The 15,929-nt window shown below is 45.4% G+C and carries 11 protein-coding genes; all 11 read right to left on the bottom strand.

The window, feature by feature from the left end; all coding sequences use genetic code 11:
• Nucleotides 1–125: 125 nt before the first annotated feature.
• The gene (locus HZB61_10635) at nt 126–1,226 is read right to left on the bottom strand and encodes a PAS domain-containing protein (protein ID MBI5057059.1); all 1,101 of its coding nucleotides are present in this window, start codon (nt 1,224–1,226) and stop codon (nt 126–128) included.
• Entirely contained in the window at nt 1,223–1,933 is a 711-nt protein-coding gene (locus tag HZB61_10630; protein MBI5057058.1) for an OmpA family protein, read from the bottom strand. The genes HZB61_10635 and HZB61_10630 overlap by 4 nt, the downstream gene beginning before the upstream one ends.
• A 128-nt stretch (nt 1,934–2,061) precedes the next feature.
• A complete protein-coding gene (locus HZB61_10625; protein ID MBI5057057.1) occupies nt 2,062–2,817 on the bottom strand; it encodes a flagellar motor protein in 756 nt (251 codons plus the stop codon).
• Nucleotides 2,818–3,396, bottom strand: a complete 579-nt coding sequence (locus HZB61_10620) for a PilZ domain-containing protein (protein MBI5057056.1) — start codon at nt 3,394–3,396, stop codon at nt 2,818–2,820.
• A gap of 113 nt (nt 3,397–3,509) precedes the next feature.
• Nucleotides 3,510–4,136, bottom strand: a complete 627-nt coding sequence (locus HZB61_10615; protein MBI5057055.1) for a response regulator — start codon at nt 4,134–4,136, stop codon at nt 3,510–3,512.
• A gap of 113 nt (nt 4,137–4,249) precedes the next feature.
• On the bottom strand, nt 4,250–4,678 hold the full coding sequence (locus HZB61_10610; GenBank protein ID MBI5057054.1) for a hypothetical protein: 429 nt from the start codon (nt 4,676–4,678) through the stop codon (nt 4,250–4,252).
• Nucleotides 4,679–4,727: 49 nt separating this feature from the next.
• The gene (locus tag HZB61_10605; GenBank protein MBI5057053.1) at nt 4,728–6,527 is read right to left on the bottom strand and encodes a glycosyltransferase family 9 protein; all 1,800 of its coding nucleotides are present in this window, start codon (nt 6,525–6,527) and stop codon (nt 4,728–4,730) included.
• Complete coding sequence (locus HZB61_10600) at nt 6,524–8,314, bottom strand: glycosyltransferase (GenBank protein MBI5057052.1); 1,791 nt, start codon at nt 8,312–8,314, stop codon at nt 6,524–6,526. Before HZB61_10600 ends, HZB61_10605 begins: the two co-directional genes overlap by 4 nt.
• A 194-nt stretch (nt 8,315–8,508) precedes the next feature.
• Nucleotides 8,509–11,460, bottom strand: a complete 2,952-nt coding sequence (locus HZB61_10595) for a methyltransferase domain-containing protein (GenBank protein ID MBI5057051.1) — start codon at nt 11,458–11,460, stop codon at nt 8,509–8,511.
• Nucleotides 11,438–14,227 (bottom strand): glycosyltransferase, encoded by a 2,790-nt coding sequence (locus HZB61_10590; protein ID MBI5057050.1) that lies wholly within the window; start codon nt 14,225–14,227, stop codon nt 11,438–11,440. The genes HZB61_10595 and HZB61_10590 overlap by 23 nt, the downstream gene beginning before the upstream one ends.
• On the bottom strand, nt 14,224–15,915 hold the full coding sequence (locus HZB61_10585) for a glycosyltransferase (GenBank protein ID MBI5057049.1): 1,692 nt from the start codon (nt 15,913–15,915) through the stop codon (nt 14,224–14,226). Before HZB61_10585 ends, HZB61_10590 begins: the two co-directional genes overlap by 4 nt.
• Nucleotides 15,916–15,929 lie beyond the last annotated feature (14 nt).

Raw genomic sequence — 15,929 nt, 5'->3', positions numbered from 1 at the left:
AGACTATTAATAAGTGGATGTACGGTACTCTAAAGATGTAAGAGGTGAATGCAAAGCCAGGTTCAAAGGCACATTATGGATTTGGCATGACATGCTGCATCATTAATGTAATTTATGCGGCAGCCTTAATCCGCATGAAGCGTGATGATGAATGAGGTGCCCTTCCCTTCTTCGCTCTTTACGTCAATCGTGCCGCCCTGTTCGGCTATGATACCGTGGGCTATTGAAAGGCCGAGTCCCGTTCCTATATTGACGGGCTTTGTCGTGAAAAAGGGATCGAATATCTTTGGAAGTATTTCCTTTGGAATTCCCGCCCCATTGTCGGAGACCGTTATTGTGAGGTTCTTTGATGTTTTATCATAGATGGTTTTAAATTCTATCCGCCCGCGCCTGCCTGTATCGGTGATCGCGTGTTCAGCATTGATGAGCAGATTCAGTATTACCTGCTGCATCTGCTGCCGGTCCACATCGACATACGGGACCACACCGTAGCTTTTTACAATCTCTATGTTGGTTGATTTAAGCCAGTACTCATGGAGCTCAATCGTTTTGTCGATGATCTCATTTATGTTTTCAGGGCTTTTCTGAGAGGGTGATTGCCTTGAAAAGGTGAGCATGTTCTCAACAATCTTTTTGCACCTTATTGCTGAATCATATACATTCGTCAGATATTTCCTGGTGGTCTCATCAACATTTCCCATAAGAAGCATTTCCGTATAACCGATGATCCCGGTGAGAGGATTATTTATCTCGTGAGCGACGCCTGATGTAAGCGTACCGAGGGAAGACAGTTTGTCGAGGTGATAGATCTGGTCTTTTAGCCTGCGGGTCTCGGTGATGTCCTTCATGACATAGACCATTGCGTCATGCTGATCATATGATATGGGAAAGCAGCTTATCAGATAGACCGCGTCGTTTATCGTCCTTTCAACGGAACCGGGGCATGATACGCCCTTGTTTTCCGGCGAAGCACACCATTCGTGCGGTCCGCTGAGTCCGAAAAGCTCATAGTACGGCTTCATTATTATGTCAGCGGGCTCTTTGCCGAAAAGGCCGGCAAACGCCTTGTTGGTCCTCAATATCCTGTAATTGTTGTCGATAACGAAGAGGTAATCGGTCATCGCATCGATTATGTGCTGCCACCACTTTTGGCTTTTCCATATCTGCCTGAACAGTACAGATTTTTCCCCAAGCTCCTCGGCAGTCTCTCCGTTGAAATCCATCATTGCGGTTCCTTCTTTCCCTCACTCTCGCTTAAGATCACTATGTCGACTCTCCTGTTCTTCGCCCTTCCATCCGGCGTGTTGTTTGATGCAACAGGCCTGTATTCAGCGTAACCGACAGCGGAGATCCTTCCAGGCTGGATCCCGTGAGCATTTATAAAATACTTTGCGACATTGATAGCGCGCGCAGAAGACAGCTCCCAGTTGGAACGGAATTCTCCGCCGTTTATTGGAATATTATCGGTATGGCCTTCGATACGCACCATGTTAGGATAAGTTTTAACGGCCTTTGCCACCGCGTCAACCATGGGCCTTGCCTCCTCCCTGAGTTTTGCAAAACCGCTCTCAAATATAAACTTGTCCATTACTGATATTACCACACCTCTCTTGTCCATTCTCACATCTATCCCGCCCTTTGATTCCGATATCAACAAGCCGAGCACGTCTTTTACGTCAGATTCGATTTCCGCATCGCCGGGGACGATCGGCTGAATGCCTTCAATTACCGCAATGGCGCTGCCTTCCGGCCCGGCTGTATGAAACGCCGAGCGCATTGATTTTACAAACTTACCGAGCTTGTTAGTGTCGACATTACTAATAGCATACATCGCGGTGAAAAAACAAAAAAGAAGGGTGACGAAATCGGCGTATGAAACCATCCACCGCTCAACGTTCTCGTGTTCTTCTTCTCTTCTTTTTCTTACATTCATAATAATTTATATTTCTTATCCACAGATATCGCAGATGCCACAGATAAAATAAAAAATCTGTGTTAATCTGAGTAATCTGCGGATTGATTCACTTTTTGTCTCTGCGTCCTCTGTGGTCAACCTGTCTATTATTTCCCCTTTGATATAAACGCATTCAGATATTCCCTGAGATAATAGGGGTTCCTGCCCGATTGAATGCCGAGCACGCCTTCTATTATTATCTCCCTGAGAAAGACTTCGTGTTTCATATTATTTGCGATCTTCTTTGCCATAGGCAGGAACAATAAATTCGCAGACCCGACGCCGTAAACTGTAGCTACAAAGGCAACCGCGATCCCTGCTCCTAATTTTGTCGGCTCGCTGAGATTTTCCATAACGTGTATCAGTCCCAATACTGCGCCGATTATTCCTATCGTAGGGGCGAAGCCGCCGGCGGATTCAAACACCTTTGCCGCCCTGAGCCTTTCTTCCTCGAAGGTCCTGTTCTCCTGCTCCAGGGTACTCCTGAGTGCCTTTGGGTCTGTCCCGTCTATAACAAGCCTCAACGCCCTGTTGAAGAAACCATAACTGACAAACTGCGCGTCTTTGTCCAGGGACAATATCCCGGTCTTTCTCGCCTTTGTGGCAAAGGTTATAATTTCCGAGATGATGGAATAGTCTTTCGGCAGCAGGGGGTCTTCAAAGAAAATGTTCCTCAGCGATTGAGCCGCGAGCTTCATGTCTCTCATAGAAAAACTTAAAAACGTGGCCCCGAGTGTGCCGCCGAATACGATCAATGCGGCAGACCCCTGAACAACGGAAGTGATCTTCCCGCCTTCAAAAAAGTTGCCTAAAAGTATCGCTGATATGCCAAGCAGTATGCCTGCAATGCTTGCCTTATTCATTTACTCCTGTTCCCGAGATTTTCTGATCGCCTCTCTCTGACAGTTAAGGGTGTACTTTATTATTTCATTTCTTACAGGCTCGGACATGTTGAGATATTCCAGGGCCACTTCACAGGTCTTGTCATCAAGCGGCGTGGCCCTTTTTACTTCTCCGTAAGCAAACACAGCAACAGGCGGAAAGGTCGGCAGGAGGAGTTTTATCTCCATTATATCGCCTTTCTTTACGGGCCTGTCGATCGTGAATTTTATGCCTGACGCGCTGATGTTGACCGATTTTTTTTCAGGCGTTAGCAGCCCTTCTTTTTCAAGTATGAAATGATTGATGATGAAGTCGAGCTTGGTATTGAGCTCCTGGACCATGGCATACAATTTTCCGTTATCCGCAAATTCCCCGGAACTTTCATTGAAATCTTTTTCAGCGCTTTTCGAGGGGGCGTGTAATGAAAACGCCTTTGAGCTTGAAAGTCCTGCTTCCTTGCCGAGGTCAACGGGGTTCGCAACAACCGATATCACATCATTCACCCTGAAGTAGCTTCTTTTTTCTCCTGCATTGAGACTGCCCTTTTTTTCAGACGACATTCTTGCCTCCAGTAATCAATAATTACGAATTAGGAATTACGAATGATGAATTAATACTGGCTGAAATATTTTGGTCCATAATTCTTAATTCCCAATTCTTAATTCGTAATTTATTAAAATTCTTTTTTTAGATCATTCACCAGCAAATTGTACTTTCTTATTTTTTCATCCCCGGAGACCAGCCTCTCTTTCAGTATCCTGGCCTCATCAGCGTTAATGATATTCAGTTCTTTCAGCTTTTCGATCCTCGCCAGGGAATCAGGCGCAGCGGTTGTATTATTTACGCTTCCGGAGGCCCCGGCCGTTTCATGGTTTTTGTGCGTCTCCTTCAGTTGCCTTGCAAGTCTATCATTCTCATCAAACAGGCTCGTCATTCTATAAGCGTTTCTAACGACCAGCAGGAGCTGCTGCATTACAAACGGCTTAACGATATAATCGTACGCCCCTTCCCTTACCGCCTCCAGCGCTGTATCAAGCGTACCGTAAGCCGTGAGTATCACCACAGCAACTCTGTGATTTGATTGCATGGCCGTCCTTAAAACCGTCATCCCGTCAGCGCCCGGCATCCTGAGGTCGGTTATCACCAACTTTATGTCCTCAAGCCTGAGGAGCTGTAAGGCTTCAAGGCCGTCAGACGCGGTAATAACGGTGTATCCCTGTTCGCTGAGAAACTTCACAATAACTTCCCTTACCATTGCGTCATCGTCTGCTACAAGGATTTTTAACTCATGTTTTTCCACTTTATAAGCTCTCCTTGATAGTTGAAAGCCGGCAGCTATCAACTATCAGCTCAAACAAAAGACCGCTTCGCTTGCGGTATCATCCTTTTGACTTTATCAAAAGCCTGTTATACCTAATAAGCTTTCAGTTTTTCCTCTAATGAACCAAACCACTCATCTTCTTTAATCAACAAAGGGGCTAATTCATATTCAATAAGATCTGACAGCATTATCCAGTCCTTTGTCTCAATAGCATTATTCATCTCCTTAAAAAGATTAATGCCTGCTCCCTGATTAGTTATGGGATCGGCCGGCAATCCAAAATCTTTAAAGAACTGCATTGCTTCCCGGAGCTTTTCTGTGAAATCCATGACATTCTGAAGGTCCTCTATACTCCGCGTGAGTTGATTGAGCACGCTCTCTGTCTGTTCCAGCCTTAACTGCAAAACATTGTCCTTAAATACCTGCGCAAGTTTTTGCGCCGTATCTCTGGCGTCCTCAAGGCTGTCCTTAATGACTTTCAGCAGGGCAGAATTCTGAACTTCATCCTTTAAATCATTCATCACTTCCTCCTTTTCTTTAAATGTACCCTAAACAGGGTGCAAACAAACCTCAGTTCACTCCGTTAGATATACCTGCCTGGTATTCCTTCCGGACGGGATGATCTTTGTATTCAGTATGTATCTGTTCCGTATTTAATTTTCCGTTTACTGGATCTGACAACGATTCAAAAAACAGTTTAAGTTTTGTCATTAATTGCAGCATATATGCGGACCCGGCCAGCAGGCCTTTATAAATACTGCGGGTATTGTCAGCCAGACACAGAAGGTCGTCCCCCTCCAGTGCCTCTATTGAATATATAAAAATTGTGGTAAACAGCATGAAATGGGGATTTGTATGCCCGGCAATTTCTATCTTGTTATCTATCTCTTTCAGGCATTCCCATGTTTTCTTAAGTTTTATAATGTCCGGGTCACTATTACCGGCTTCTTCAGCTATGACTCCGGCAAGTTCTAATCCGTCCTTTGCCAATCCCGACAGGTGTTCAAGCATAATAATGTCTCTGCCCAATGAAAGAGAAATTCCCTCAAGATTATTTAACGCATAAAAAGTTGATAGCTCTCTGCATATACTGTTATAAACCGGTTCCGTATCCCCGTCTGTCTTTTCAAAATCCCGTGTCCATACTTCCCGGTAGAGAATTCGATAAAGTATTTCCTTTTTGAGCTGTCTTTTGAGCAGAGGGGAAAAGCCTAAAAGCCCGTTATCTTCAAAACGGGTCCTGTATACCTGAATGTCCCTCAGGAGCGATCCGGCTTCATACAAGACCGATTCCTTCCCCATACTTTCCTTTACTACTTCAAAAACAATCTCAGGTTTAATAACTTCCTTGCACACCATATTGCTGCACTGCACATTGAAACTGCATGGGACGCACGGGATGTCAGCCTGGATAACATAATGTCCCTCTCCGTAAGGCCCTGTTTCAAGAAAATGCACGTTTGCCGTAAAAATATCTATGACCTTTGTTCCTGCAGCGGTGGCAAGATGGAGAGGCCCGGTGTCGTTACTGATAAGCAGGGAGCATTTTTTAAGAAGAGCGGCCAGCTCTCCGATACCTGTCTTTCCGATAAAATTTATTGGCCGGGACTTAACGAGCTTTTCAAATTCACTGCCCAGGTCCGTTTCAGACGTAGAACCGAAAAGAAGTATCCGGGCCCCTAATCTCTCAGTGATCATATCTGCAAGCGCTGCAAAAGAGGACACAGGCCAGGTCTTGTCGCTTTTGCTTGCTCCAAGATGGATCCCGATCAGCAATTCGTTCTCCGTAACTTTCTGGTCCGCTAAAAGTTCTCCGGACTTTTTCTCGTCTTCACGGGGTGTCTCATATATCAACCCTTTCCTTGACGGCATCACTCCGCCTGCCTTAAGGTACATATCAACAATATGGAATGGATTATAGTCCCTGTTGGGAACAACATTGAAAAAGTATCTCAACCACGGATGCTTTATTACCCTGTGGCCTTCGGGGTCAACTGTGAATCCCCTTTTTTCCTTTGCCCTGACCAGAGAGATCATTAAAGCGCTGATGCGGGAATGTGTAAGGTTCATTGCCAGATCGTATTCTTTCCCGCTGATCCTGTTTATCAGGTCCTCAAGGAATCTGTAATTTTCAATAAAGCTGTATTCCTTATTTAAAAGCCTGTCCCTGAATCCGTGCATATCAAAGACTATAAGCTCATCAATGAACGGAATGCCTTTACAAATCCCGACAAATGATGAATTGATCAGCAGTGTGATCCGCACACCGGGGTTCTCCTTCTTGAGCCCTGACATTAACGGAGTTGTCTGCAGCAGGTCCCCCATTCTTGTCAGGTTTATGATCAATATTTCTTTCACTTTTGCATTCATTTCAAGAATTCGTTCATCGTAAGAAATAAAGTTTCAGGAATATTAAGGTCGCCTTCGCTCTCTTCTATGTCCTTGACGATATCGGAAAGTGTCATTCTTTCACGGGACGGAAATCTCGAAAGATACTCTCCAAGCTCTGTGTCCCGTCCCGCTTCTTCAATCAGGCGCTCAACGATCTCGCCTTCCTGCTCCCATAACGCCGGTGTGAATCCGTTGTCAGCCAGATATTCCAGCATCTCTACCATCCTGTGTTCGTACGTATGATCTCGCAGGACTCTCTGTTTAGCGCTTTCGGCTATGCTTTCCCTTTCCGCGGGATTATCGAGGTAATATGTGATCTTCTGCTTCAGGTCTTCAAGGCCTTCAAATACAATGATCTCTTTCCCTGCTTCAAAAAGGTCTGCAAGTTCCGAACGGCTGTCAACAAGCTGAAAAGCCCCGCAGGCCGCGATCTCAAAAGTCCTCGGATTTACAAAATCTCCGAAAGGATTTATTCCGTTGTGGTATGTAGATGAGTGCAGATTGATATTTATCTTTGAAGCGTTGAATATTTTTACTATCTCATCGGTGTCGACCCTTTCACCCGCCCTTTGTACGCATTGTGCAAGCGGAGAGTTCATGTCCCAGTCCGTACCCCATATCTTGAAATCATGATCGAGAAGTCCCTTGAACAAATTTCTCCTGTTGTAATATCCGGCCCCGACAAAAGAAATATCACTGCCGTAATAATCTCTTTCATCATCAGGCATTTCAACTTTCTTATGAACATCCGGGCTTGCCGCGAGAGGGAGATAATGGTAATTCTTTACTCCTGCCCTTTTCATCTCATTAATGAGATCTCCTTTCTGTATGACAAAAAAGTAATCATAGAGCCCGGCAATGTTCTTCCAGTAATCCATCAGCCTGAAATCCTCGACAAACCAGTACGCGGTTGGGATGTTATTATTTTTTAATCTCTTAAGACAGTCGGCCGTCAGAGGCGACTGCGCAAGCGCAAAGACCAGGTCCGGTTTAAAGGTCTCACATCTGGCTATGACGGCCTCTGAAAGAAATGACGTTAACATATCGATCATCCTGTTATGCCTGCGCTTGTCTTTTGCTATGTCCTTCGCAAAGAACATAGCATCGGAGAACCTGCTGTTGTCTATGAGTTCCACATTGTGTCCCATCTTTTTCAGCGTTGAAGCGCAATAAAGGGCAATGGGATGTGAACCTCCGTACACGGGGCTGACAACAAGGATCTGTATCCCCTTGTTTATTTCCTCACGTGATCTCAACCGCGCAAGCAGATGTTTAAAATATTCACGGCTGATATTTACAGACGGTTTATGCTGAAGGACCACTGCGTTTTCACCCCCCTTAATTCCCACCTTGCCAAGGGGGGACAAAGAGGGGTTTTCATCGGTCAATATCCTTACCCTTTCAAGCACCGTAGTCAAACAAACAGATTCCATTGCAGCCCTGATAATATCCAGCCGGGGTTCAAAGACGATTATTTCCTTTTCTGTTTTTTTGCACAGCTCAAGCAAATGATAACCAAGCCCGAAACCGAGGACAAAGATCGACGACGCAGCTTTGGTCTTTTCTTCATGATGGTTAAACCATTCCCGGGCCTCTTTCGCAGGATCATAAAGACTGTGCAGTAAGATATTATCAACCTTCAAAGACTTCATCCCGTTCTTTGCTTTAACAATGTCATGTTCATCCAATGCCCTGCCCTTTTCTATCGATCCCGCAAGGCCGGGGTCCACTTTTTTCAGCGCTGTAATATTTTTTCTAAAAAACATTTTCCCGCTTCCCGGGTATTAAATACCCTTCTGAAAAAATTATCCTTCCGGTTTTATTGCAAGTTACTTGCCATGGATAAATTGAAAGAAAGCGATTAGGTGGGAAAAGCTCTATCTGCTTGTTATAAATAGATTAAATTGCTGTCTCAATAGCACTTTAATTAAAATCCCATTTGCAAATATAACCGCTCATGTCAATGTGTTGACATGGATATTCGTTTTTTTAACTCCAGAGCGTCCGGCCTTTGAGGTTCAAACAGCAGGATCCTTTCGAGATTCTCGATTGCCCTGGCATAAAGGCCGAGCTTACAGCAAACCTCAGCGTGCATGAATAGCGCATCCGTGTCAGCAAGATGCAGTTCCAGATATTCCTCAAGCAGCCTCTCTGCCTCATTAATATTTCCTGATCTGACGGAAGAGTCAACAAGGTCTTTCAATCTTTTGAATTCAGAACCCGCCTTGCTTGCCATGATCAGATATCGCGGTACGAACAGGTCCTTAATTTCAGCGGGATCAAGTCCTTTCAATACGATCTTGCCGAAGGAGACAGTTTCCGGAACTGAACCGTTGAGCTCATAATATTTGGGATGCACCGAACTTTCACTCATCCCTTCCATTTCAAACCCCGCCTCCGCGAAAAGGGCCTGCATTTCTTTTTTTGCAAAAAACCTCAGGGGAGCTTTATCTATAATGCCATTATCGTCATATCTCCAGTAACCCTCTGCAAGCATGTTTATTACACTGAAGTATCTTGTATTGGGAATGCTTGCAACGGCAACACCGGTATCAGAAAGATATTCCTTCATTTTCTTTAAAGTCGAAAGCGGGTCTTTTAGATATTCCAGTACACCGGCAAAAACAATACAATCAAAATACCCCTTCTCAAATGGAAGCTCCATCTCTTCGATGTTGCCGCAAATAACTCTTGACAGGTTCCGGCGGGCTTCCTCGCAGGCAGAATTGTCTATATCGACTCCGACAACATCATCCGCGCCTCTGGATAAAAGGGCCTTTCCAAGCAGGCCGGTCCCGCATCCCAGTTCAAGCACCCTCCTTGCGCCGGAAGGTATAAGCGCTTCTATTTCCGTTCTGTCCCGGCAGACGTGATCATTCCTGACAACGCTTTCCTGACCGTTCTTAACAGAAATTGTCAAAAGGTCTTTTTTCCGGTCCTGTACTTCAGGACATCTCCCGGCTATCGCGGGCGCCTTACGGGCAGTATAAAAATATCGAATGACCCTGGACTCCTCATTAAAGCTGCCGGTGTCAGGCATGTATTTGCTGAGAAAATCAGATAGATGCTTTAAAAAAACAGTGTCATCGCCTTTATATTTATAAGTAGAAAGCAAGCTGTAGCCTTCATTCTCAATATATGATTTAACGTCCTTGACAGATTCCCCCTGGGAAATATCTTTATCAGGAACTCCCCATCGCATATACTGTAACGTTCCGTCAGTTGTTTCAAAAGGCGGACGTCTTATTCCAAGCAGGGAATACGCGAGGTATGAAAAGTGCATCCTGTTTGCGAATGTGCCGATTATAAAACCGTTCTCATTGAGGAGTTCGCGGTAATGTTTCATCATCAGGCTGCCAGGAATAGTTTCATTGAAAATGATAAGCTCAAAATATCCTTTTTTATATGTGGACATCAGCTCTTCAACGCCTCCGGTCAGCACCTTGTCCAATCTCCTGATACTGTCCGCTATGTGGTCCGGTTCCGGATTTAAACCTGCAACCTCTGCGTCAAGCCTGGACTTTATTGCTGCGCCGAGCGCTCCATCCTCACAACTGGCATCAAGCACCTTTATCCTTTTTTCAGGGAATACGCCCTTATCAAAAAATCCTTTGACAATACCTTTTACTCCCCGTGTTCTTACACGACGGTCGATAAGCGTGCTATCCAGGTCTATCATCATCTTGTAGATCTCGATGAACCTGTTTTTGTCCACGGAGCACAGCAGGCGCTTGTCCTTGATGGTTTCGGGTGTTATGGTCTTCATAGCATAAATGCTGTCATCCCATTCGTCCTTTATATGTCCTTCGGAAACAGCATAATTCCAGAGTTCAGTCCCTGGGAAAGGTGTCGCAACATTGATTCCCGTCTCTGTCAACTTCAGGTCTTTAATAAAATTGTAAGTCATCATCATATCTTCCTCGGTCTCTCCCGGAGTACCGATGATGAATGACCCAAGGACCTCCATGCCATTGTCAACACCTGCTTTGACAGCATTACGGATTTTCTCTGTAGTAACAGTCCCCTTCTTAAGATATTTGAGCATTGCCGGAGAACCTGATTCCATTCCAAAACTTATCCTGTGAACATTCATCTTCTTGAGATCAGAGGCCATCTCCGCGCTGAAATGGTTGACATTGCTCAGGCACTCAAACTTGACTACTTTATCGAGCCCCTCCTGACAGATCAATTCGCTGATACGCTGTATCCGTTTACTGTTTGCCGTAAAGAGGTCGTCATAAATAAGTATCTCTTTTCTGCCGAATTTTTCCACGATCGTCTTTATCTCACTTACGACATATTCGGGAGAGAAGAACCTGATCTTCCGCCATATTGAAGCAGAAGCGCAAAAAACACACTTATAAGTACAGCCGCGTGAAGTCAAAATGTGTCCCGGGCCTGACTTGGATAAACCGAGCATGTCCCAATCCGGGAATGGTATCCTGTCTAACGGTTCTATTAATTCCCTCTCGTCTGTTTGACGCAGGTGTTGGCCGTCCCGGTATATTATGCCCTTGATATTTTCATTAAAAAGGGACCCGTCTCTCCTGTATGATCCAACCATCTCAAGGAGCGTCTGCTCTCCTTCTCCTATCACGCCGGCGTCGATCCACTGAGGCAGGCACTTCGGAAGTATGGTTATATGAGTTCCGCCGATTATCAAAGGTATATTAAAAGACCCCTTTATTTCCTTTCCCAATCTGATAACATCGTTAAAGGACTCGGTAGTTGCAGTGAGCGCTACAATATCCGGTCTGATGGTCCGTATGGTCCCTGATGTATCATCACCTTTAAAGGAAACGCTTACTTCTATATCATCACCATATTTTTTCAGGTAGGAGGAAATGTATCCCAATCCGAGCTTCGGTCGCTCCGTACTGCGTGTCTGGTCATTTACAAGATGTATTTTCATTGTCCCTTCTCTTTATCTTTTCCGCGATCTCAAGCGCCTCCGGCATGACGGGATTGAGCAGCAGAACTTTCTCAATATTTTCTATAGCAGTGTCCGTGTCGCCAAGTCTTAAACATACGTCCGCGTATTTAACAAGCATGTCCAGATCAAAGGGATGCAATTGCAGATATGATTCTATATGTCCTCTGGAATCGGCATATCGCCCTTCTCCGGTTGCTGAAGATATCTCTGTTAGAAGAGTCGCGAGTTCATTGCTCTTCTGAAAGATACGCGGGTACTCGCCATTAAGCATTTCCATGCCTAATGATTTTATGAAATCATAAAAAGCCTCGTCCGTATATTTGTCCACGTTCAGGTGCCAGCCGGCTTCGCCGTGATTGTCAACAAATGATGTAACGACTGCAAGGTATCCATCAGGCTTTATATGTCTCGTCAGATACCTGACCGCGGCCTCAGGATCGACAAGATGTTCAACCACATCCAGCGTTATTACGACATCGAACATCCGGCCATCAAGAAAGTCCTCCTTGCTCGCATCGATCATATCTATGTCGATATGTCTGCGGTTGAACCGCCATTTGGCATAGTCAAAGGTCTTGCCGGGGATGTCCGCGTAGCTAAGCTTTGTTCCCTTCATTTTGGACAGAGAGATCATCTGGCTTCCTATGCCGCCTCCGAAGTCAAGGACATTCAATTCCCCTCTGTCCTTTTTCAGGCCTGCGCAAAAATTTAATATATCATCAGTCCACTGGATGTAATATGAATTTTCGTAGTTGTACTGGACCAGGTCAAAAAGATATGAATCGGTCCGGCGGTAAAAATCAAGGACCTTGTCCTGCGTCAACTGCTCCCCGATGACACTTTTCCATTCCTGTACCTGGCTGGAATATACCGAGCGTATCCGTTTTAAAATATCGTTGTCCTTCAACTGAGTATATTCTGCAAGCTCAGCTATTGCGCCTTTAAATGTTGAACGAAATACATCTTCAAACAACGCTGCGAATTTCCCGGCGATCTTTTTCGAGTCATATTCCCTTACAGCCCGTTCCCTTCCTTTTGCCCCGAGCTCTTTTCTCAGGTCATCATCTTTCAGGAGGTTTATTATAGCGGCGGAAAGTCCTGTCGGGTCATTAGGCTGCACAAGGAGTCCGGCGTCGGCTACTACTTCGTCTATAGACCCGGATACGGTCGAGACCACAGGGACCCCGCATGCCATCGCCTCTGCCAGGACCATACCGAACTGTTCCTTCCAGGTCCTTGTTGCGATGCTTGGAAGCACAAAGATATCGGCCATGTTATAGATCTCGTGCATCCGATGATATGGATGACTTTCAATAAACAGAAAAATATCATTCATACAGAGTCTACTGATAATTTTTTTGATCTCCTGGGACTCCTGCCCCCGTCCCACGACCACAAACCTCAATGGAAGTGAGTTTGCGCTTTTGTCCAGCATAATAAGCCTTGCGGCATGCACCAGATCATAAATACCCTTTTCCCAAACCATCCTGCCGGTAAACAGTACGACCTTTTCTTCCTCAGTAATACCAAGGCCCTTCCTGGTCCTTATTCTTGTTTCTTCATCAGGACTGAACCTGCCGGTGTCAATTCCCATAGGAATTACAACGATCTTGTCCTCAGGCACACCTTCTAATAAAAGGGCGTCTTTCGCGCGTTTTGTTACAGCCACAAAGACATCCACAAGGTCCCTGTTCAATTGTTTGATGTCCCGCACGATCTCGTTCTCTTCGTGAGCAAAAGGTATATTTTCCCACTCAAGCGCAATGACCTTCTTCCCGAATTTGTGCTTGGCGATAACAGACTGGGAGGTGAACATCCACGTAATATCGGCTGTGTAGATAATGTCCTTATCAAAAAGCTCGAACTCCAGCCCTTTCATGTAAGCCCTGTCCTCAGAGTGTGACGGGAGTTTGACAACTGGCAGATTTATGTGGGTCAGATCAAAATTGGGGCTGTCATTAGAGTACAGCGTGATGTTGAATTTATCTGATAACGGCCCATAGTTCTGCATCTCCCATTGATTCAGGTTCGGGCCCCTCACGATCGCTATCTTGGGCAGGCCTTCAAAAGATTCCTCCGTGTTGTACGCAGGAACGTACGGCGCGACTGCCGCCCTGGCCGGCCTGCGCTGAATATCATATTCCCTGAAATAGAGTTCATCAGGATTCTCAAAGCCGCTTTCCTTCAGCTGAGAATAATATTTCCCTTTTTGCCTGTAGCGTTCTTTATCCAGGAACCCGTAATGGACCACATAAACATCCCACTGTCCTATCCTGCCGTAGAGGCCTCCCAATATTTCGTGTATCTGTTGCTCCCATCTCAAGACCGGCAGGTTCCTCCAGATCCTTGGATTGGTCTCAAAATTATCAAATGTCTTTGAATAAAAATTCTCATTGCCTACAAGATTGCACTGGCGGATGTTATATCCGGTCACATCCGGCGGGGTCGAAGACAGCAGGTTTCTTATGTTGGACTCAAATTCACTTGAGAAGGTCTCGTCGGGGTCGAGCCGTATCACCCATTCGCCGGTGCAGTGATCGAGGGACACCTGCCTCTGCTTCCCGAAATGGTCCTCCCATGGATGCTGTACCAGGACCACCCTGTCATGCGCCCTCAGAATATCCAGGGTACCGTCCGTGCTTCCGCCGTCCACAACAACTATTTCATCCGCAAAACCGCAGGAACTCAGTGCCCTTGCCATATTCCTTTCCTCGTTAAGCGCTATCATTGAGACAGATATTCTCATGCGTATCTCCCCTTCATGGCACGGATCATAACATCGAGTCTGTGCTTATAGGTGTGCTCTTTCAATATCCGCTCCGCGCCATTTTTTGCAACAGCTTCTCTCTTGTCCGGGTTATCGAGATAATATTTCACAAGCGCCGGAATTTCATCTTTGTCTTTGTAAACGATCATTTCTTTGCCGACATCGAAAAGTTCATCAAGGCCCTTCTGATAATCGGTCAGTATAAACGCCCCGCAAGCCGGGACATCGAAGACTCTCTGGTTCACTGCTTCTTTCATCTGACGGCTCGTCGCATTAAAATTTATCCTGCAGGAGTTATAAAGCAACGGCAGTTCTTTATAGTAATTCAGCGGTGGGAACAACTTGAAGTTTTGCTTCCTCAACAGTTCTTTCCATGCGCTGTCGCCATAAATGCTCACATTAAATCCGTTAAGCGACTCCAGGCATGATAAACGGTAAAGCAGTGTTGATTTCCATAAGATTGCGGCCTCAATATCCATTTTCTTTTTCTTATTTAATGCTTCAATTTTTTCTCGCTCATTTTCAGGTATTACTTTCATAATATCTTCATTCGGGCACCCTGAATGAGCAAAATATTCTGCCGTTTTCTCGACTATCGAATGAAGGCCCGCATCAACTTTCATCATCCATTCCTTGACAGGACCAACCATGGAATTTCCTACAAAACCCACATCACAGAAATACTTGCCCGGCATTTTTCCATGCTTCCTTGCCGTAAGTGGTTTAAATAAACTTTCGTCAGTGCCAAGGGGCAAATTTACGACTGATTCAAAACCCATCGCTTCCATATCTTTCATGTATGATTTGTCCCATAGAAAAAGAGACATCCATGGAGAAACATTTTTATCGAACGCCTGGACAATGAGATTGGGGCTATCAACATACCACGAGGCAACCGGCATTTCTATTGACCTGAAAAAATCAGTCAATACTCCTTCTTCGTCAAAACCGAGGTGGTTCATTGTAAGCAGGAAGTCCGGCTTGAAATTCACTATCGCATCTACAAGACTCGTAATTATTGTTTCTCCATTACCTCTTGTTTCAACCGGCACCCTCAGGACTTCGTGGCCGAGGGCCTTTAATGCCTTCTCCGCTTCCCTGACCAGGAAATACCCGGTGTCAATCAATAAGACTTTCTGTTTATACTTTTTGAATTTTGAATATCTGAGCCTGTCCCAGAGTTTTACGGACACTGTCCTGTTGAGAGACTCTATAAGGGGGCTGTAATAGTTCTCAAATGCGGATACAGCGGAGCTCAGGGAAAAAAAGGCCAGTGGCCCCAATCTTCTCTTCACCTGATGTTCTGTTACTCTTCGTAATGCCTCGCCGGGTGTAAGGCCTGCGATAATTATTATCCGTTTATCCAGTTCCGGTCCGTGTTCTTTGGCAAGTTCATAGATATCCGGGTCAGCTTCTATTACAATAATCCCGGCGTCAGGAAACCTTCCGGCAAGTTCAGCGACATGATATCCAAGACCGAGACCCAGAACGACCAGTATCCCTTTTCCGTCAAATTCAAATGCGCCGACAATTTTCCTTGCCTCTTCCTCCGGATCATAAAGGCTGTGAAGGGTCTTGGCGGAGGAGTCACCGAAGCTCACTTTCAATGAAGGCTTTCCGCTTTTGGCCTCTATAAGAGAGAATTTATATTCAGATGTTAATGTCATGTTCCGCGCTGAAT

It is taken from the genome of Nitrospirota bacterium (genome assembly GCA_016214845.1).
Lineage (GTDB): Bacteria > Nitrospirota > Thermodesulfovibrionia > UBA6902 > UBA6902 > SURF-23.
The sequence above is the reverse complement of the archived record's forward strand: the minus strand, read 5'-3'. Positions and strand labels throughout refer to the sequence as shown.